Below are 18,874 nucleotides of genomic sequence, written 5' to 3'. Positions count from 1 at the left end.
ATATATGTGGCAGCTAATCAAAAAAGTTAAGATTTTTTTGAATGCCGCTTCAGCAACCACATGGAAAGGAATAGGAAATATGAAACTCTCATGATTATGAAAAGTTATATATACACAATTCTTTATAATAATGATTAGTCTTATATTGGATATTGTTACCCATTTTTGTATTGCTTTGATTGTATTAATATCTCGATATGTAACGTAATATCTTTCTGCGGATACGGTAGGGAGCCAGCGCTGACACAATAAAGTGTGACTTTGTGAAACTTATTGATATAATAATTGTATGAGACAAGGTTACACATTTATTGGAGATCATTATGGCAATAACACGTTTGCGCCAACAGGGAGGAGCTGTGGTTGTCACAATCCCTAGTGATGTTGCAACAGTAATGGGATGGTCTGTAGGCATGACATTGGATATAACACCATCAGGCGACACAATAAGCATCAAACCAACGGGTAGAATTGCCAGAGGCCGGAAGTCTCTTTCTGAACTGTTGCAGGGCATCAATGAAACAGAAATACAGACTTTCAACGAAGCAACAGCCGACGACATAAATTCTCATCCTGTTGGTAATGAGGTGATTTAATGGTACGTAGTAGGAACTTCCCAAGTAAAGGCGAAATCTGGCACGCTAATGGCGATCCCGTTAGCGGCAGAGAGTTTAAAGGGGCGCATTACTACCTGGTTATCTCTGAATTTGCACTAAATCAAAAGCTAGGTACTGCACTTTGCGTTCCAATTACCAGTGGAGGAGGAATAGCACGTTCTGAAGCTGTCACCGTATATCTTGATGGCTCAAGTACCGATACTGGAAAAATTACCGGTGTTGTGCTTTGTTACCAAATCCGCTCACTTGATTTGAATGAACGCAAAGCTACCTATTCGGCGCAGGCTACGCCTGGCATTGTTGATGAAATACTCACTAAAGTAATAGATATTTTAGATCCTCAATTAAACTAACTGCGAAAGTCTCTGCCATATAGCCATTATACTTCTGGGAATTCATTTCTTTAATGATGTTAATATTCAATTAAAATATCTCGAAACTTTTCGAAGTCAGTGATTTTGCTAAGTACACCAATAACGCCATCGTGATTAAAGATATCCAACAACGCATCGTAACTTTCAGCAAAACACGTCCTGTCTACCCGATTTATTGCACTCAAAAACACCACATGCACTCGTTCATCTTTTCCCCAACGTATGCCTTTTGGACTGATGACTACAGCGATACAGGTTTTCACCGCATCCAGTTTGATCGAATGAGGTAACGCTAAAGTGCCAAAAGCTGTCGAAGATGCATTTTCACGCTCATACACAGCGTTGATAAAATCAACTTCAACATAGCCCTTCGCTAACATTTTCTGGCAAACTATTTCGATAAGTTCATCTCGATTGCGAATATTGGGATTAAAAAGAAAAAGTTCGGGATCAAAGAATAAATCAATATTTCGAATTAACCTTGCCCTTTTCCGGTTCGCATTGGCTGTGTCAATTTTCTCCATCAATTCAGAATGCTTATCTCTTAAATGGAAAGGAGAAATATAGATCGTTTCATAATATCGTTCTGGAGAAAAATTTATTGTCGTAATCAATAACTCAAACTCTATACCTTCCAATTCAGCAGGCTGAGAAATAACCTTGATAAGATTTATTTCATTACCAAAATCACGTAATAGCTGATGGTAAATTTTATGTTCAATTCCACGATAACTCGGACACAGGAGTACAGTTCTCACTTTAGTAATATTTCTTTTCTGCCGCTCAAACTCCGCCCCAACATGTAATGCAATAAAAGAAATTTCATCTTCATTCAATTTATTATTAAAATATCTGTTTAACTGCAAAGAAATGAAGATAGCAATATCAAAAATAATTCTGCATTCTTTTTTGATTATTTCCAACATGGGATTTTTAGTATAGATTTTATGTTTCAGCCTTGTTTGTAGCCCTGACAAATGTAAGGACAGTAAAGAAATAAAATCTTCTGAGGCTAAATCAATTAGATAATTTTCTTGCACGGACTCAGCTAATTGTCGAGTAAATTGATAGAGTTTAGCGCCAACTAAATCAATGATTTCATTATCTATCTTATTAAAGTTTGTATTGGTTTTCAAAAAAAGATAGCAAGATCTTCTTTCATTTTCAGGAATAAGAATCCCAAAACAAAGTTGCAGTTTGTCGCATAACTCATTTGAGATTAATCTTAGATCACTATTTTCTCTAGGTAATGCCTGATTCTCCAGATATCTGCCCTTTTTCAAGCGCTCTATCAGTATCAGGAAGTGTAAAATAAGATTGGTATACGAAAAATCACTAAGATACAATTCCCATTTATCAAAAACGCTGGTCATTATTTCAACAACATCTTTAACTTGTTTTTCCTCAAATATTTTCTCCAATACTTTTGAGTCAATAAAACGATAGTTTGTTTGCTCAAAGATCGTGTAAGAAACTAATTTTCTTAAATCATGTTCAGTGCCTAATATTTCAATATGACTGTTTTTACATAAAAATTTCACGTTGAAGCGTTGAAATGATGTGTTCATCTTATATATTAATGCCTTTAACGTAGAATCACTTATACATAAATCATTGCTAAGGTCATATATATTACTGCTTCTCTTAAATAATAGGATAGCCTTAATAATAAAGTGTGCTCTCTCTTGATACGTTTTGGGTAAACTGTTTTTCTGAAAATTTAACTGCTTTACTATATTTTTTGATAATAAATTTTGTGACAATAAATATCCCTGCCGACTGGAAATAATGATTTTTTGTTCATGTAATCCATTAATCTCTGCAACATAATTTTTTACAGACCTTATTGATACCGCCAAGACCTGAGATAATTTTAATGCTGAAACTGGGGCCTTCTGAGTTAATAGGTAATCTAATAAATCTTTCAGTTTAATTCTTAGCATAACAACACCCATAAAATTCAAAATAATAATTTCATATTACTGTTAATATTTTCATTTAAAAATAAAAACCTGCCCTCTATGAGTGCAAATATTAATTTGAATATGCAAGAAAAATGGTAGAGAGTATATCCACATAAAAAAACAGCAATCAATGAACGACTCAATAACAAGAGGATTACATGAAGAAAATATTTATTATGTTATGCTGCGGGGCAGGTATTTCTAGTGGAATGCTGGCAACCAGAACCCGCAATGCAGCAAAAGATAAGGCCATCCCTGTCACTGTTGAAGCCAGAAGTGAAAGTGAGGTTGCAGAATATTTTTCTGTAATTGATATTTTATTCCTTGGGCCACACTATGCTTCACAGCAAAAAGAGTTTCAGAAACATGCCGACCGTTATCATATTCCTGTCATGGTTGTACCACAAGAAATCTATGGAAGATTAGATGGTAAAGCATTACTTGAGTTAGCCATAAATACCCTGAAAAACTAACTTAATTTTTTAAATTAAATTTCACCAGGGAATTTCAGAGGAAAAATTAAAGAGAGATACAAAATGCAAGCATTTATGTCTTGGTTATCTGACTCATTTGCACCTGCTATGCAAAATTTTACCAAACGGCCTTGGGTCGCTGCAATTTCTGGGGCAATGCAAAAAAATATTCCTTTTATCTTAGCTGGTTCACTTATCTTTTTTTATAACGTATTTCGTTCTTATTTTTTGTTTTTGCCCGATCTTGGCAAGATTGCTAATTATTCTTTTGGAATGCTCGGGTTAATTACGGCTTTTATGATTGCAAATCAAATGATGGAGAAGCTGTACCATTTTCGTTATACGCTCATTGCCGGACTCACTTCGATTTGTGTTTACATGATGTTCATTAAGCCAGAATTTACCGATGGCAATATGCTCGTCAGTTTTGATCGCTTTGGCCCGGCGGGAATATTATTAGGTATTGTCACTGGGCTGTTTGTTTCTTATCTCTTTCATTTATATACCAAGTTAGGATTCTTGAAAGAGAGTTCTTTACCTGATTTCGTTGTTGGCTGGATACATGCGATTATTCCCATACTGATTTCCATTGGCTGTGGAACATTATTGGTCTTCACTTTTGATATTGATGTTTTTTCCAAATTGTTATCGTTCTTCTCTCCCATCGCTGCGTTCGGACAAACCCTCCCTGGCTTTATTCTCATGGCGCTAATTCCTGCGATAGCCATGTCTATGGGCATTTCCGTCTGGACATTTACAGGCCTGCAAATGCCAATCTTCATGCTTGGGATCACTGCCAATATTGCGCTGGTCGCTGCGGGTCAGCCACCCACCAATATCGTGACTTACGAAACCCTATTTACCGCCGCTTTAATCACCATGGGAGGAACGGGAGCAACGCTTGCCCTGAATCTTTTAATGCTGTTTTCAAAATCCAGAGAACTGAAAACAACAGGCTATATCTGTATCGGCCCTTCTTTTTTCAATATTAACGAACCGTTGGTATTTGGTACGCCAATTGTCCTTAATCCACTCTTAATGCTGCCAATGTGGATCAATGCAATTACCAGCCCAATTATTGTATGGATTTTCATGCGCTCAGATTGGCTGAATATACCTTCGAAAATGATTCAAGTTGGTCAGATACCGGCTCCATTTTCCAGTGTCATCATTACGGAAGACTGGCGAGCGATTATTTGCTATGTGGTACTTATGGCCGTTTTCCTTATCACCTGGTATCCCTTCTTTAAGGTTTATGAAAAAAAACGTATTGAGGAAGAAAGTGCTAATACAAATCAGCAAGATTAACTTGTTTAATTTCATCAGGAAATTTAAAAATGAACCGTGAGGACAATATATTAACCCCCGTTGCCCTGGAGATTATTCTCAATGCAGGTAATGCAAGAGAAAAAAGTGAAGAAGCCATTAAATATGCTCATAATGGTGATTTTAAAAATGCCTTTTTATATCTGGAGAAAGCCAAAAAAATGATGCTATCGGCTCATTATGCACAAACTGAGATTATTCAAAAAGAGACGCAAGGTGAAAATTTTTATTTAGATCTGCTGTTTATCCATGCTCAGGACACATTAATGACGATACGAAGCGAGCTTAATCTGCGAAAAGAAATAATTGGTCTTTATGAATTTATTCATAACATCACTAACAAAAGTCAATAAAGGAAAACACTATGATAAAAAATAATGATTTATTTCCAGAGAATTTTCTTTGGGGTGCATCAACCAGTGCTTATCAGGTTGAAGGTGCTGCGGAAACATATGGTAAAAAACTTTCACAACAAGATATTATTAATAATAATCCAGGTTTTGCTGATACCCATATAACCAGTGATCATTATCATCGCTATAAAGAAGATATTGCATTAATGAAAGAGCTTGGTTTGAAGTCTTACCGTTTTTCTATTGCATGGTCGCGTATTTTTCCAGACGGCATCGGAGAAGTTAATGTTCAAGGCGTGGAATTTTATCATAATCTTATCGATGAATTGTTGAAAAATGGAATAACGCCGATTCCGACGCTCTACCATTATGATATGCCTATGGCGCTGGTCGAAAAATATCATGGCTGGATTAATCGGCAAAGTGTTGCAGATTTTGCTTATTACGCAGAATTTGTGATCAAAGAATTTAGCAAGAAAGTCCAATATTGGTTAACCATCAATGAACAAAGCATTATTGTGCAATTCTGGACGAAAAAATGTCTGATCCCAGAGCACTATTTGCATGATGAACAAATTAAGTATCAGATCAACCATCATATGAATCTTGCCCATGCTATCGCCTGCAAATTGGTTCATCAATGGGTTCCCAACGGTTTGGTCGGCGCTGCCTTGGGATATTCCGCCATTTATCCACTCACCAGTAAACCAGAAGATAATTTAGCGGCTCAAAATGCCAATGATCTGCGTAATTACTACTTCACAGATATCTACCTGAAAGGACACTATAATCAATCAGCACTACTCTATCTAAAAAATCAGGGGCTGGCACCGCATATTGAAGTCGGTGACATGGAATTGATTAAAGACGGTTATTCTGATTTTCTGGCGATTAATTACTATTGCAGTCATGCCGCCGCCGCAGTGCCAAAAGGTGCTCAACGGCGAATGGATGGATTTAACCCAACAGGCATTAAAGGGCAAATTAATGGGCATGAAATTCAACCGGAGTTCTATCAAATCCATAAAAACCCACACCTTGATACCACAGACTGGGATTGGGCAATTGACCCTATTGGATTGGAATATCTTTTGCGTGATTTATATACCCGTTATCAGAAGCCATTGATGATCACAGAAAATGGCTTTGGTGCCGATGATAAATTGGAATCTGATGGATCGATTCATGATGATTATCGCATTAACTATATTCAACAACATATTAATGCCATTAAGCGAGCAATGGATTATGGCGTTAAGGTACTTTCCTATAACCCGTGGAGTTTTATTGATCTGCTTTCCACCAGCAATGGCTATAAAAAAAGATATGGTTTTGTCTATGTTAATCGAACAGATAAAGACATTAAAGATCTCTCCCGCTATAAAAAAGACTCGTTTTATTGGTATCAGAATGTTATTCACACCCGTGGTGGTTCGTTAAAAAAATCCTGATCTTATTTCTATACCTAACAAATTGTGAATTGTAGCTTGAAAGATAGAGGATATATAAACAGGTAATTTTTATGATTGAATATTCGGTGGTTGTTACTGCTCCTTCAGGGTTGCATACGCGGCCTTGTGCTCAACTCTGTAATTTTGTCAAAAATTATACTGGCAAAATTGAAATTATCAGGGGAGATAAAAGTGCAAATCTGAAAAGCATGTTTAAAGTGATGTCGATGGGAATCAAAAGTGGTATGGAAGTGATTATTCGGGTTGAAGGCGATAATGAGAAGGAAATGGCACAATCAGTTATTGAGTTTATTCGTAATATAAAAGACTGAGCTATCTACTTTATTAATCCATTTAATCATGAGTAAGGAGTATTTTGTGATTTCTTTTGAAGAAATGGAGCATACGGCACATCGCCTAATATCCCCAACTCAATTAAATAAATATATTAAATATGGTCATGTCGGTGCTGTTATTCAAAGTAAATCTGGTCATATTTATACTGGCATTAATATTGATACTGCTTGTTCTATGGGATTTTGTGCAGAGCACTGTGCCATCGCTGAGATGATAAAGCAGGGTGAAACACAGATAATCAGGATTATTGCTGTTAATCGGCATGGCAATATCATTCCTCCCTGTGGCCGTTGCCGAGAATTTATCAGCCAGATAAATCCAGAAAATATCCATGCAGAAGTAAAAGTCACTCAAGAAAAGACTTTATCTCTTAGTGAACTATTACCTTTTGACTGGAAGAAACAATATTAGTGCTTGCCTAAAACTGCCCGATTAACGATTCGGGCAGTTCCAGTTAAAATAGATCAGAGTGCGTTCCTGTTCTCTCGAACCTAATCAGCTTATCAGTAATTTTGTAAATAAGAATCCAATCAGGCTCTATATGAGCATCCCTGTAACCTTTGTAATTCCCTTGCAAAGGATGATCTTTGTATATTACTGGCAAAGGAAACTCATTGTTAATTAGGAGTCTCATGAAATCTTTTAACTTGCTCATATCCTTATGGCGTTTTTGAGCCAGTTTCAAATCTCGTTGAAATTGACTTGAGTATTCAATTTCCCGCTGCTTCATGGCTCATTAAATACCCAATTTGTCAAATAGATCGTCAACATCTTTCGCTTTATGGATATTTATACCGTTTTCGCTATCAGCAATAGTTTTTGCAGTCAGTGCGTTAGGAATACGCATATCGAACGGTAACGCCTTCTCTTTGGCTACTTTGGTCAAAGTAATTCTAATTAAGTCAGATACAGTTAACCCCATACTAGCCAACACTTCAGCAGCTTCATTTTTTAGTGTTTCATCTATACGAGCACGAACAAACGCATTTGCAGCCATATTGAACCCCCAGCATTGATCAATAAACATACTGTAGCTCAATTGAGATACATAATCAAATATAAAGACATTAATCGAAATATGCAGCCATTCGCGATAAAAGAGAAAATATGAGAGTGATTACTTAAAACTGCCCGATTAACGATTCGGGCAGTTCATATTTCAGGTAATCAAAGAAAAGTTATTGCGCGGAAACTGATTCCATTCCTACTAATCCCACTTTGAGATAACCCGCTTTACGTAGAGAATCCATGATGCTCATCAGGGTTTCATAATCCACGGTTTTATCAGCCTGGAAGAAAATTGTCGTGTCTTTGTTAGATTGCGTGGTTTGATCTAATACCAAAGACAAGTTATCACGATCAACCGCCTGCTCTCCCACATACAACTGCTTATCTGCTTTCACAGTTAAAAATACCGGTTTTTCTGGTCGTGGTTGCGGTTTAGCGGTTGATGCCGGCAAATCAACTTTAATATCTACCGTTGCCAATGGTGCTGCCACCATGAAAATAATCAACAGCACTAACATCACGTCAATAAACGGCGTGACGTTAATTTCATGCAGTTCGCCGTTATCGTCCAAATCTTCATTAAGACGCATTGCCATAATTTATTACCTTGCTTCTGCTTTTTCTGCTTTGCTTTCAGCCAGATCAAGATCACGCCCCAGCAACAGGATTGCCTTAGCGGCCATGTCCCCCACTTGACCACGGTATGACGAAATAACACGGGCAAAGACGTTATAAATCACTACCGCAGGGATTGCTGCCACCAGCCCCAATGCGGTCGCTAACAGTGCTTCCGCAATCCCTGGTGCAACAACAGCCAGGTTAGTCGTTTGTGAATGCGCGATGCCGATAAAACTGTTCATGATCCCCCAAACAGTACCAAACAGCCCCACAAATGGAGAAATAGCACCAATGGTCGCCAGATAACCGTTACCACGCCCCATATGGCGGCTAATTGCTGCGACGGCACGTTCCATGCGGAAAGACGTTCGCTCTTTAGTTCCCACCTTGTCAATACTGTCAACAGACAAGGCGCGCTCTGACTGCGCTTCACTTAACAACAGACGACTGACGCTACGATTGCCAAAATCTGCTGCAATTTTCACTGCCGCATCCAGATTGGCAACTTCAGCCAAAGCCAATTGCTCTTTACACAAACGGCGGCGAGCCATTAAGAGTTCTGTACCTTTGGAGAAAAACAGCGCCCATGTGATGACAGAAGCGATCACCAAGCCCACCATAACGGTTTTTACTACCACATCTGCGTTTTGGTACATGCCCCAAACAGACAGATCCGTTGCGAAACCACCAGGCTGGCTGCCAGAAACTTCTTCAATGGGTGCCACAACAGTTTCTTCAGTCGTCACCGTTTCTGTGGCCGTTATATTTTCTGTTGTACCAGCCGCTACGGTTTGCGCATCTGGGGCTGATGGTGCATCAGTTGTTGGTTCAGCCGCTTGCGGCGCTGCGTGAGATGCTGGTGTTGCCGGAGCGGCTACCTGAGCAGCAGCCTGATTTTCTGGTGTGGCTGGTGTTGTATCAGCCCATGCTGAACTTGTTAATCCGAGTGCCAATAGAATAGAAGCTGTCAAATTACGCATCAGTTAGCCTTACTCTCTTTCTTATAGATTCTGTTACTTAGCAGTGAATCACGTTTACTCATCTTGCTAATCCTAATATTTCCTGAGTCATGGCCCACTTTTTAACCTTGTATCTCCGCTCTCTTGCCGCTTGATAAAGCACTGCAAGGTGAATTCAGGAAGATGCTGGTCTCGTTTGAACCCTGATCCATGCCTCTTACCTCGAAAGAGGAAAAAGTCCGCTACAAATGATATCAGACATTTGGCGATTTGATAGTAATTATCATTACTATTTAATAAAAAAGTGCCACTTAATGATGTTCCTTCATTAATCAATCTTGGTTGAGCATCGCCAGCTCACCTTGAATTTTCGTCAAGTTGCTCGAATCTCTTTGGTAAAACTCCCCAAATCTTTTAACTTGCTAATCATTATTTGAGCGATTCTATTTAGATACAGGCAGGAAATAACTTGGGGAATGATGCCATGACAGAAAAAAAACTAGAAACCTTACTGGTTAGTGCAGGGAGACAAAAAAGATATACGCAAGGTGCTGTTAACCCTCTGATTCAACGCACTTCATCTGTCATTTTCGATACCGTTGAAGATTTAAAGCAAGCCTTGAAGAATCGTGCCAAGGGTGAATTATTTTATGGACGCCGTGGCACATTAACCCATTTTTCCTTCCAGGCAGCGATGGCTGAGCTGGAAGGCGGCGTCGGCTGTGCACTATATCCTTCCGGTACGGCAGCTATTACCCATTCAATTCTGGCATTTGTAGCAGTCGGTGATCATGTTTTAATGACAGGTACTGCCTATGAACCTACACAAGAATTTTGCCAGCATGTGCTGAAAAAAATGGGGGTTTCCACCGATTATTTTGACCCCATGATCGGAGAAAACATTGCTTCGCTGATTCAACCTAATACCAAAGTTATCTTTCTTGAATCACCCGGCTCCCTGACGATGGAAGTGCAAGATATTCCTGCCATTGTGCATGCTATTCGGCAAGTCAATTCTGAGATTGTGATTATCATTGATAATACATGGGCGGCTGGCATACTGTTTAAGGCTCTGGAGTTTGGCATCGATATTTCCATCCAATCCGCCACCAAATATATTATTGGTCATTCAGACGGAATGTTGGGTACAGCGGTTGCTAATGCACGATGTTGGGATCAGCTTAGGGAAGGATCTTACCTGCTAGGGCAAATTGCCGATCCCGATACAGTGTATATGGCAAACAGAGGGCTGCGCACGTTAGCGGTTCGTTTAAAACAACACGAAGAAAACAGCATCAAAATCGCCAAATGGCTTGCACAGCGGCCGGAAGTTGCCGAAGTTTATCACCCTGCCCTGCCTTCTTGCCCAGGGCATCAGTTCTTTCAGCGCGATTTCACTGGCTCCTGTGGGCTATTTTCTTTTCTCCTGAATACCCAGCTTACACACCAACAATTGGCTGATTATCTCGATAATCTGAGTCATTTTAAGATGGCCTTTTCGTGGGGCGGTTTTGAGTCGTTGATTTTAGGCATTCAGCCAGAAACGCTGCAACGACTACGTCAATACCCTTCGCCGCAAAAAACAGGCACCTTATTCCGTCTCCATATTGGGCTGGAAAATCCACAAGACTTGATTGATGATCTGGAAGCGGGTTTTGCTCGTTTAGTAATTCGTTAACTTTCACCTTCAAATTGTGGCTATCTCTTTACTGTGTATTTGCAGATAGCCACCGTTTCCTTGATGCTAAATCAAATCACCCCCTATCTCATCATTTTGCGGTACACTGAGGCAGATCTGTTTGTTAATTATTTTTACTCGCAAAAGTCACAGGATAAACAATGGAAACGTTAAGCGAGATCGTGCATGCACTCTGGCATCATGATTTTAACCAACTTGCCAATCCAGATGTCATCTGGGTTATTTATGGCGTTCTCTTTGTCACGCTAGTGTTGGAAAATGGGCTACTGCCAGCCGCCTTTTTGCCCGGCGATACTCTGCTGGTGCTTTCCGGTGCTTTAATTGCCAAAGGTGTCATGAGTTTCATCCCCACGGTCGTTCTGCTAACCATCGCGGCAAGCCTGGGTTGTTGGCTGGGTTACTTACAGGGGCGCTGGCTTGGTCATACCCGTATTGTCAAAAACTGGCTGGCTCAACTTCCCTTGCAATATCGCCAACGTGCCAATGTATTATTCTCTAAGCACGGTCTGTCTGCCCTGCTTATCGGACGCTTTTTAGCGTTTGTTCGCACTCTCCTGCCAACATTTGCCGGTATTTCTGGCCTAAATAATAAACGCTTTCAATTTTTTAACTGGTTAAGTGGTTTCTTATGGGTCATTATTATCGTGGGTTTTGGCTATATCTTGAACCAGATCCCTTTCGTTAAAGCACATCAAGATATGGTCATGAATATTTTGGTGATTTTGCCTGTCATTCTGTTGATCAGCGGGTTATCTGCTTCTGTACTGATGTATTGGCGTCATAAGAAAGGAGCAGCAAAGAAAAACAAATAACATGCTGAATGGCATCCCAGGATGCCGATGTACTTCAGGATTGGGCAGGTTTACGGAGGGTTTAAACGAAAAACAAATCAATAAAGTTATCCACGCCACTCGTCGGTTTTTTTGAAAGTCTGGGCGTAAAAATCCACCTCTCTGATGACCAGCTTGATGGCAGTTCTGTTCCAGCTATGATCAGAAAATTCCAAACCTAAAGGAGGTAATAATGGGTCAGCAGACAATTATTAAACTTGCCGATGAGAATCACATGCCGCAATTGGGGCTTGGCGTTTGGAAAGCGAGTAATGAACAGGTTGTTAAGTCTATCCATACCGCATTAGAAATCGGTTATCGCTCCATTGATACAGCAGCAATTTTTCATAACGAAGAAGGGGTGGGAAAAGCTTTAAAGGAAGCGGATATCCCACGCGAAGAAATTTTCATCACTACCAAACTTTGGAATGATCGCCACCTGGATGCTCGTGCGGCATTACAAGAGAGTCTGGACAAACTACAGTTAGATTATGTTGATCTCTATCTCATTCAGTGGCCAGTGCCCGAACAGGATCATTATGTTGATGCATGGAAGCAATTGATTGAACTGAAAGAAGCTGGCCTGACTCACAGTATTGGAGTCTGTAATTTTCATATCGAGCATTTACAAAAAATAATACAGGAAACGGGTGTGGTTCCCGTCATCAACCAAATTGAATTGCACCCTTTGCTGCAACAGCGACAACTTCACTCATGGAATGCCACCCACCACATTACAACCGAATCTTGGAGTCCGTTATCACGGGGTGGAAAAGGCGTTTTTAATTCTTCATTGGTTGAACGTCTGGCGTTTAAATACGGTAAAACTCCAGCGCAGATTGTGATTCGTTGGCATCTTGAATGCGGCATGATTGCCATTCCTAAATCTGTTACACCTTCCCGTATTAAAGAAAATTTTGATGTATTTGATTTCAGACTGGAAAAAGAAGACTTAACCGCTATGGCTGAACTGGACATCGGGAAGCGAATAGGGCCAAATCCCGATACTTATAATCAATTATAGTTAATAAAATCACCCTCCATAGATTCATCTACCCATTCCAACAGGCCTGAACGCTGTTCTTCAGCAGGGTTCAGGTCATATACCTGAATAAAATCCTTTCCATAAAACACTATAATTTATCAACAAAATCAAAAATATTAATAATAACTATGTTTACTATTTATGTATGAATTATGTTCTAGACTTACTTCACGTCGCTAAATAACAGGCCTATTAAATGGATAATTGAAACACGCAGCGTATTTATGACAGTGTTCAATCTATCTACTTACATCAACGTTACAAATAAAAACTTAAGGAAATGATAATGGTTTACGTAGTTATTTCTTTATTAATGCTTATCCCTTTTTTCTTCGCCTTAAAATGGTTCCTGTTGTCACACCGGATCCACCACAATGCAGCGGGGATATTACTTGCAATCGCAGCTATGGCCTTTCATATGTATATCTTTCGTTTTAACAATATTCCGATTGTACATATTAATGTAGCCCACCAGCCGATTGTATTTTATGGCGCAGTCATGATTGCACTCCTACACGGCGCCCTCTATTCCATTTGTTTCAAGCGATATTATGGAAAGCACATTGATAATGAGGCAAGTCATCCGCACAATAACCAACGGTAATGTCACATTACCGTTGGTTATCATCATCTTGTGCTTTATTTTCTGCTTCATCAGAAGGTTTAGTATTGGCAGTCAGCAGATAAGGGGATTGTTGCCAGCGACTAGGGGACAGTTTCAGCAAGTTATGAGCCAGAATAAACCCAATCGCCAAAGATAGCAGGAGCATTATCCTAAGTAAGTTCGTTGTGTTATCGACCTGCTTAGCCTCGGTTGCCAATCGATGCGTATCCAGTGTCAGGCGAAGAAAACCTTTCGGATGGCTTTTTCCTGGTATCGGCACAACAATTTGTTGGTTGAAATAACCACTGGATTTTTTGCCTTCCAACGATAACCGTTCACGAACAGAAATCGGTTCACCACTTCGTGCTACCTGTGTGCCATTCTCCAGATAGACACTGGCATCCAAAATGCGGCTATTGCTAGTCAAGTAATCTAAGTTAGCGACAATCTTTTTATTATTAAGATCTTTGCTACCATTCTCCATATAATCAGACAAGCTGAATGCGACCTGTTTTGCCAATGTTTTCGCCAGATCTTCAAATTGATCCATATGCGCCTGTTGTTGAGAACGGCTGAAATAGGAAACTCCCTGCATCAGCAGTACTAGCAGTGCTATACATATTAATATAATCGCCGTCTTGTGCAGTCTAATTTTTAGCTTGGCTTTTATCATAGTTATCTCATCCCATGTTCAGAAAGCACATGTTGCCAGATGCGGTAATGATAGGATAGTTTGAAAAGCGTTTTTTACCTGCACCAAATTATATGGAATTACAGGAGTCAATGTTCATGTCTAATAATCTGGCCTATCGTTACTTACCGGATGAGATCCATAAATGGCCCGGATTACCCCTATCCCTCAGTGGTGATGAAGTCATGCCACTGGATTATCGGGCAGGAGATAGCGGCTGGTTGCTGTATGGACGTGGTTTGGATAAACAGCGTATCAGCGAGTTCCAGCACCGATTGGGCGCTGCTATTGTGGTGGTCTCTTCATGGCGAATCGATGATTATCAGGTTGTCCGTATTGCCGGTAGCCTTTCGCCTCGCATTAAACGGCAGGCAGATGAGTGTCGTTTGGATGTCGTTCCCTTGGGGCAGATCCCTCGCCTCCGCTCACCTGGCTTATTGGTGATGGATATGGATTCTACCGCTATCCAGATTGAATGCATTGATGAAATTGCCCGCTTGGCCGGAGTGGGTGATCAAGTGGCGGAAATCACCGAGCGGGCGATGCAAGGCGAACTGGATTTTTCAGAAAGTCTGCGCGAGCGAGTTGCTCAGTTGGCAGGCGCTGATGCATCAATCTTGCAGCAAGTGATGGAAACACTTCCGCTTATGCCAGGGTTAACCAGTCTGGTTCGCAAGTTACAATCATTGGATTGGCATGTTGCGATTGCCTCCGGTGGTTTTACTTTCTTTGCCGATAATCTTCGCCAACAGCTACGCCTTTTTGATGCAGTTGCCAATCAACTGGAGATAAAAAATGGCAAGCTGACCGGTAAAGTCAAAGGGCCGATTGTCGATGCAAAATACAAGGCAACCACGCTGATAAGATTGGCAAAAGCACTGGATATTCCTCTGAGCCAAACCGTCGCTATCGGGGATGGTGCCAATGATCTGAAAATGATCCGCAAGGCAGGATTGGGGATCGCCTATCATGCTAAGCCAAAAGTTTACGCCCAGGCCAAAGTTGCTATCCGCCACGCAGATTTAATGGGCGTCCTGTGTGTGTTGAGCGGTGGTTTGAAACACGAAGAACGCTAATATTCACAGGCAAAAGTCATTATATTGAGGGAGTACAAAGTGGCAAAAGCAGCAAAACGGGCATTTGTCTGTAACGAATGTGGTGCGGATTATCCCCGTTGGCAGGGACAATGTACCGCATGTCATGCATGGAATACCATTACGGAAGTGCGTTTAGCCGCAGCTTCAACATCCCGTAATGAACGTTTCAGCGGCTATGCCGGGGATGCTGGAATCAGTAAAGTACAGAAACTCTCTGATATCAGCCTGGAAGAGCTGCCCCGTTTTTCAACAGGGTTTAAAGAATTTGACCGTGTTCTCGGTGGTGGTGTGGTTCCCGGCAGTGCCATTTTAATTGGCGGTAACCCCGGCGCGGGGAAAAGTACCCTGCTTTTACAAACCATGTGCCAACTATCAACCCAGATGAAAACCCTGTATGTAACAGGGGAAGAGTCATTGCAACAAGTGGCAATGCGAGCGCACCGGTTGGGTTTGCCGACAGATCAACTGAATATGCTATCGGAAACCAGTATTGAGCAGATTTGCCTGATTGCAGAGCAAGAACAACCTAAACTTATGGTGATTGACTCAATTCAGGTCATGCACATGGCTGATATCCAATCGTCACCAGGCAGTGTTGCACAAGTAAGGGAAACCGCAGCCTACCTGACACGATTTGCCAAAACCCGTGGCGTTGCCATTATCATGGTTGGACATGTGACAAAAGATGGCTCGTTGGCTGGCCCCAAGGTGCTTGAACACTGTATAGACTGTTCCGTCATGTTGGATGGTGAAGCTGATTCCCGTTTCCGCACCCTGCGCAGCCATAAAAACCGCTTTGGTGCTATTAATGAGCTAGGTGTATTCGCAATGACCGAACAGGGGCTACGGGAAGTCAGTAATCCTTCCGCCATTTTCCTGAGTCGTGGCGATGAAATTACCTCAGGAAGTTCGGTCATGATTGTCTGGGAAGGCACTCGTCCTTTGCTCGTTGAAATTCAGGCATTGGTAGATCACTCCATGATGTCAAACCCACGCCGCGTAGCAGTAGGGCTTGAACAAAACAGGTTGGCTATTCTGCTTGCCGTTCTGCATCGACATGGCGGTTTGCAAATGGCTGATCAAGATGTTTTTGTGAACGTCGTAGGTGGGGTAAAAGTAACAGAAACGAGTGCCGATCTGGCGTTATTACTCTCTTTAGTTTCCAGTTTCCGTGACCGGCCTCTGCCCCGTGATCTGGTGGTATTTGGAGAAGTGGGATTGGCAGGAGAAATTCGTCCCGTTCCCAGTGGGCAGGAACGCATTTCAGAAGCCGCTAAACACGGTTTTAAACGGGCCATTGTTCCTCATGCTAACATGCCGAAAAAATCACTGCCTGGCATGAAAGTATTTGGCGTCAAAAAGCTGGCCGATGCGTTATCTGTTCTGGATGATCTGGATTAAGAAACAATCTGTTATTCCTTTTAGATCTATATAACCAATAGATTTCAAGTTACTGCTTGAAATCTATTAGACAGCAATCTAAGTATTTTTCCTAATTTTCCAGAATATTTTCCTGCCTGTCATCACATATCAAACGAGGCAGATAATAGAATTTTGGGTAAATATTTTATTCATTCTACTTAAATAAAAAATCAAATAGTTAATCACTATATTATTTAAATTTTTTCTATTCTTACCACAGGCTGGTATTTATTAATGATAAATATTGGTGAAATTTAAATCACAAATGGTTATGCAAATATTTATATAACGAGTAAAACCAAACAATCTGTTCAATAATAATTGAACAAACGCTATTATCATTCATCTTTATTGTTTAACTATCAATTTAGCATTTGGTTATTTTATTTAAAATAAATCGCTGATTTTACAATTTTAAATACTTCTTATAGTCAAGATAATGGCATTTAATCCCAAAAAATCAATAAACAACCAATTTTATTTTTACCTTTCACAACAAACATGCTACCTTGTTTAGTATACTAAACATAGGGGAGGTCTTATGGCACAATTTGACTATTTGAAAGAGGCGATCAAACAAGCAGGTTACACATTACAACAGGTTGCTGATGCCAGCGGAATGACCAAAGGCTATTTAAGCCAACTCATTAATGCCAAAATAAAAAGTCCCAGTGCACAAAAACTCGCTTCTCTTCATCAATATCTAGGATTAGCCTATCCCATGGAAAAGAAAACCGTCGGAGTTGTGTTTGGTAAATTTTACCCATTACATACTGGACACATTTATTTGATCCAACGAGCATCAAGTCAGGTTGATGAATTACATGTTGTTCTTTGTTATGACGAAGTGCGTGATCGTGAGTTATTCATCAACAGTTCGATGTCTCAACAACCTACTGTAAGTGACCGTCTGAGATGGTTGCTGCAAACATTCAAGTATCAGAAAAATATTCATATTCATTCAGTTGATGAACAAGGAATGGAGCCTTACCCGAACGGCTGGGAAGCCTGGAGTCAAAGTGTTAAGTCGTTTCTGGCAGCAAAAAGCATCAACCCTAATTATATCTATTCCAGCGAAGCACAGGATGCTCCTCGTTATAAAGAATATTTCGGTGTTGAAACTGTGCTTATCGACCCACAACGCTCATTCATGAATATTAGCGGTAGCCAAATCCGTCAGGCGCCTTTCCGTTACTGGGAATATATCCCTACAGAAGTAAAGCCTTTTTTTGTACGTACAGTGGCTATTCTTGGCGGAGAATCGAGCGGAAAATCGACATTAGTGAATAAGCTGGCCAACATGTTTAACACGACCAGCGCATGGGAATATGGGCGCGAATACGTATTTTCCCATCTGGGAGGCGATGAAATGGCTTTACAATACTCAGATTACGATAAAATTGCATTAGGCCATGCTCAATACATTGATTTTGCTGTTAAATATGCCAATAAGGTTGCGTTTATCGATACTGATTTTGTAACAACGCAGGCATTTTGCAACCGCTATGAAGGAAAAGAACATCCTTTTGTTCAGGCGATGATTGATGAATATCGCTTTGATTTAGTTATTCTTTTAGAAAACAACACACCGTGGATTGCAGATGGTTTAAGAAGTTTGGGCAGCGAGCGAGATCGCAAAGAATTTCAACATTTGCTTGAAAGTTTGTTGAAAAAAAATAATATCGATTATATCTGTGTAAATTCACCAGATTATGATCAACGTTTTCTACATTGCGTTGAATTAGTTCAACGGATGTTAATGGAATAACTAACCTTTATATATAAAATAGATTACACTTATATTATTATCACGATTTATTGATGGTAATTTATTATTCAGTGTAATCTTTATCTTATTATAATTAACCTAGCTTAACAATGAGTTAAATATTTACCTTAGTTATTTTAACAGATGTAATAAAATAAATTGTGATAATAATATTTTTTGATACTTTAATTTTACTGTTTTGACTTGAATTACAGGGA

21 protein-coding genes are annotated in these 18,874 nt (G+C 40.1%); 15 read left to right on the top strand and 6 right to left on the bottom strand.

Translation table 11 applies throughout. From position 1 onward, the window contains the following. The first annotated feature begins 323 nt into the window (after positions 1-323). A complete protein-coding gene (locus IQ209_RS16890) occupies positions 324-596 on the top strand; it encodes an AbrB/MazE/SpoVT family DNA-binding domain-containing protein (protein ID WP_193852368.1) in 273 nt (90 codons plus the stop codon). Next, positions 596-970: a type II toxin-antitoxin system PemK/MazF family toxin gene (locus tag IQ209_RS16885; protein WP_193852367.1), complete on the top strand. Its 375-nt coding sequence runs from the start codon at positions 596-598 to the stop codon at positions 968-970. Before IQ209_RS16890 ends, IQ209_RS16885 begins: the two co-directional genes overlap by 1 nt. A gap of 59 nt (positions 971-1,029) precedes the next feature. Here IQ209_RS16885 and IQ209_RS16880 read toward each other — a convergent pair whose 3' ends face one another. After that, the gene (locus IQ209_RS16880) at positions 1,030-2,934 is read right to left on the bottom strand and encodes a transcription antiterminator (RefSeq protein WP_193852366.1); all 1,905 of its coding nucleotides are present in this window, start codon (positions 2,932-2,934) and stop codon (positions 1,030-1,032) included. A 179-nt stretch (positions 2,935-3,113) separates the two neighbouring features. Here IQ209_RS16880 and IQ209_RS16875 point away from each other — a divergent pair, with 179 nt between their 5' ends. The 6 genes from IQ209_RS16875 to IQ209_RS16850 all read left to right on the top strand — a co-directional run bounded on the left by IQ209_RS16875 (position 3,114) and on the right by IQ209_RS16850 (position 7,326). Further along, positions 3,114-3,428, top strand: coding sequence for a PTS sugar transporter subunit IIB (locus IQ209_RS16875; RefSeq protein WP_193852365.1), 315 nt, complete (start codon positions 3,114-3,116; stop codon positions 3,426-3,428). Between the two features lie 63 nt (positions 3,429-3,491). Further along, a complete protein-coding gene (locus IQ209_RS16870; RefSeq protein WP_193852364.1) occupies positions 3,492-4,736 on the top strand; it encodes a PTS transporter subunit EIIC in 1,245 nt (414 codons plus the stop codon). Between the two features lie 29 nt (positions 4,737-4,765). Then, positions 4,766-5,107, top strand: coding sequence for a PTS lactose/cellobiose transporter subunit IIA (locus tag IQ209_RS16865; RefSeq protein WP_193852363.1), 342 nt, complete (start codon positions 4,766-4,768; stop codon positions 5,105-5,107). Between the two features lie 11 nt (positions 5,108-5,118). Then, positions 5,119-6,558: a glycoside hydrolase family 1 protein gene (locus tag IQ209_RS16860; protein WP_193852362.1), complete on the top strand. Its 1,440-nt coding sequence runs from the start codon at positions 5,119-5,121 to the stop codon at positions 6,556-6,558. A gap of 71 nt (positions 6,559-6,629) precedes the next feature. Next, positions 6,630-6,890 carry an HPr family phosphocarrier protein gene (locus tag IQ209_RS16855; protein ID WP_193852361.1) on the top strand — a complete coding sequence of 87 codons (261 nt, stop codon included), beginning with the start codon at positions 6,630-6,632 and terminating at the stop codon, positions 6,888-6,890. Between the two features lie 46 nt (positions 6,891-6,936). Beyond that, positions 6,937-7,326, top strand: a complete 390-nt coding sequence (locus IQ209_RS16850; protein WP_339378902.1) for a cytidine deaminase — start codon at positions 6,937-6,939, stop codon at positions 7,324-7,326. Between the two features lie 43 nt (positions 7,327-7,369). On the opposite strand, the gene IQ209_RS16845 is transcribed toward IQ209_RS16850, so the two are convergent. The 4 genes from IQ209_RS16845 to exbB all read right to left on the bottom strand — a co-directional run bounded on the left by IQ209_RS16845 (position 7,370) and on the right by exbB (position 9,521). Then, entirely contained in the window at positions 7,370-7,645 is a 276-nt protein-coding gene (locus IQ209_RS16845; RefSeq protein WP_193852360.1) for a type II toxin-antitoxin system YafQ family toxin, read from the bottom strand. Between the two features lie 6 nt (positions 7,646-7,651). Next, on the bottom strand, positions 7,652-7,912 hold the full coding sequence (locus IQ209_RS16840; RefSeq protein WP_193852359.1) for a type II toxin-antitoxin system RelB/DinJ family antitoxin: 261 nt from the start codon (positions 7,910-7,912) through the stop codon (positions 7,652-7,654). A gap of 181 nt (positions 7,913-8,093) precedes the next feature. Continuing rightward, positions 8,094-8,519, bottom strand: a complete 426-nt coding sequence (gene exbD / locus IQ209_RS16835; RefSeq protein ID WP_193852358.1) for a TonB system transport protein ExbD — start codon at positions 8,517-8,519, stop codon at positions 8,094-8,096. A 6-nt stretch (positions 8,520-8,525) separates the two neighbouring features. After that, positions 8,526-9,521, bottom strand: coding sequence for a tonB-system energizer ExbB (gene exbB / locus IQ209_RS16830; RefSeq protein WP_193852357.1), 996 nt, complete (start codon positions 9,519-9,521; stop codon positions 8,526-8,528). Positions 9,522-9,984: 463 nt separating this feature from the next. Here exbB and metC point away from each other — a divergent pair, with 463 nt between their 5' ends. From metC to IQ209_RS16810, 4 genes are all read left to right on the top strand, one after another. Further along, positions 9,985-11,178, top strand: a complete 1,194-nt coding sequence (metC, locus tag IQ209_RS16825) for a cystathionine beta-lyase (RefSeq protein WP_193852356.1) — start codon at positions 9,985-9,987, stop codon at positions 11,176-11,178. Between the two features lie 161 nt (positions 11,179-11,339). Further along, positions 11,340-12,011, top strand: coding sequence for a DedA family protein (locus IQ209_RS16820; RefSeq protein WP_193852355.1), 672 nt, complete (start codon positions 11,340-11,342; stop codon positions 12,009-12,011). Between the two features lie 211 nt (positions 12,012-12,222). Beyond that, on the top strand, positions 12,223-13,053 hold the full coding sequence (dkgA, locus tag IQ209_RS16815; RefSeq protein WP_193852354.1) for a 2,5-didehydrogluconate reductase DkgA: 831 nt from the start codon (positions 12,223-12,225) through the stop codon (positions 13,051-13,053). A 307-nt stretch (positions 13,054-13,360) separates the two neighbouring features. Further along, a complete protein-coding gene (locus IQ209_RS16810; protein ID WP_193852353.1) occupies positions 13,361-13,678 on the top strand; it encodes a hypothetical protein in 318 nt (105 codons plus the stop codon). Positions 13,679-13,685: 7 nt separating this feature from the next. Here IQ209_RS16810 and IQ209_RS16805 read toward each other — a convergent pair whose 3' ends face one another. Then, a complete protein-coding gene (locus IQ209_RS16805; RefSeq protein ID WP_193852352.1) occupies positions 13,686-14,351 on the bottom strand; it encodes a YtjB family periplasmic protein in 666 nt (221 codons plus the stop codon). A gap of 116 nt (positions 14,352-14,467) precedes the next feature. On the opposite strand from IQ209_RS16805, the gene serB reads away from it, so the two are divergent. From serB to nadR, 3 genes are all read left to right on the top strand, one after another. After that, complete coding sequence (serB, locus tag IQ209_RS16800; protein ID WP_193852351.1) at positions 14,468-15,445, top strand: phosphoserine phosphatase; 978 nt, start codon at positions 14,468-14,470, stop codon at positions 15,443-15,445. 39 nt (positions 15,446-15,484) lie between these two features. Beyond that, positions 15,485-16,867, top strand: coding sequence for a DNA repair protein RadA (gene radA, locus IQ209_RS16795; RefSeq protein WP_193852350.1), 1,383 nt, complete (start codon positions 15,485-15,487; stop codon positions 16,865-16,867). A 562-nt stretch (positions 16,868-17,429) separates the two neighbouring features. After that, entirely contained in the window at positions 17,430-18,656 is a 1,227-nt protein-coding gene (gene nadR, locus IQ209_RS16790) for a multifunctional transcriptional regulator/nicotinamide-nucleotide adenylyltransferase/ribosylnicotinamide kinase NadR (RefSeq protein WP_193852349.1), read from the top strand. The last annotated feature ends 218 nt before the right edge of the window (positions 18,657-18,874 follow it).

Origin of the sequence: Xenorhabdus sp. BG5, from assembly GCF_015163665.1 — a bacterium.
Classification (GTDB): domain Bacteria; phylum Pseudomonadota; class Gammaproteobacteria; order Enterobacterales; family Enterobacteriaceae; genus Xenorhabdus.
This window is presented reverse-complemented; position numbering and strand designations above follow the sequence as displayed.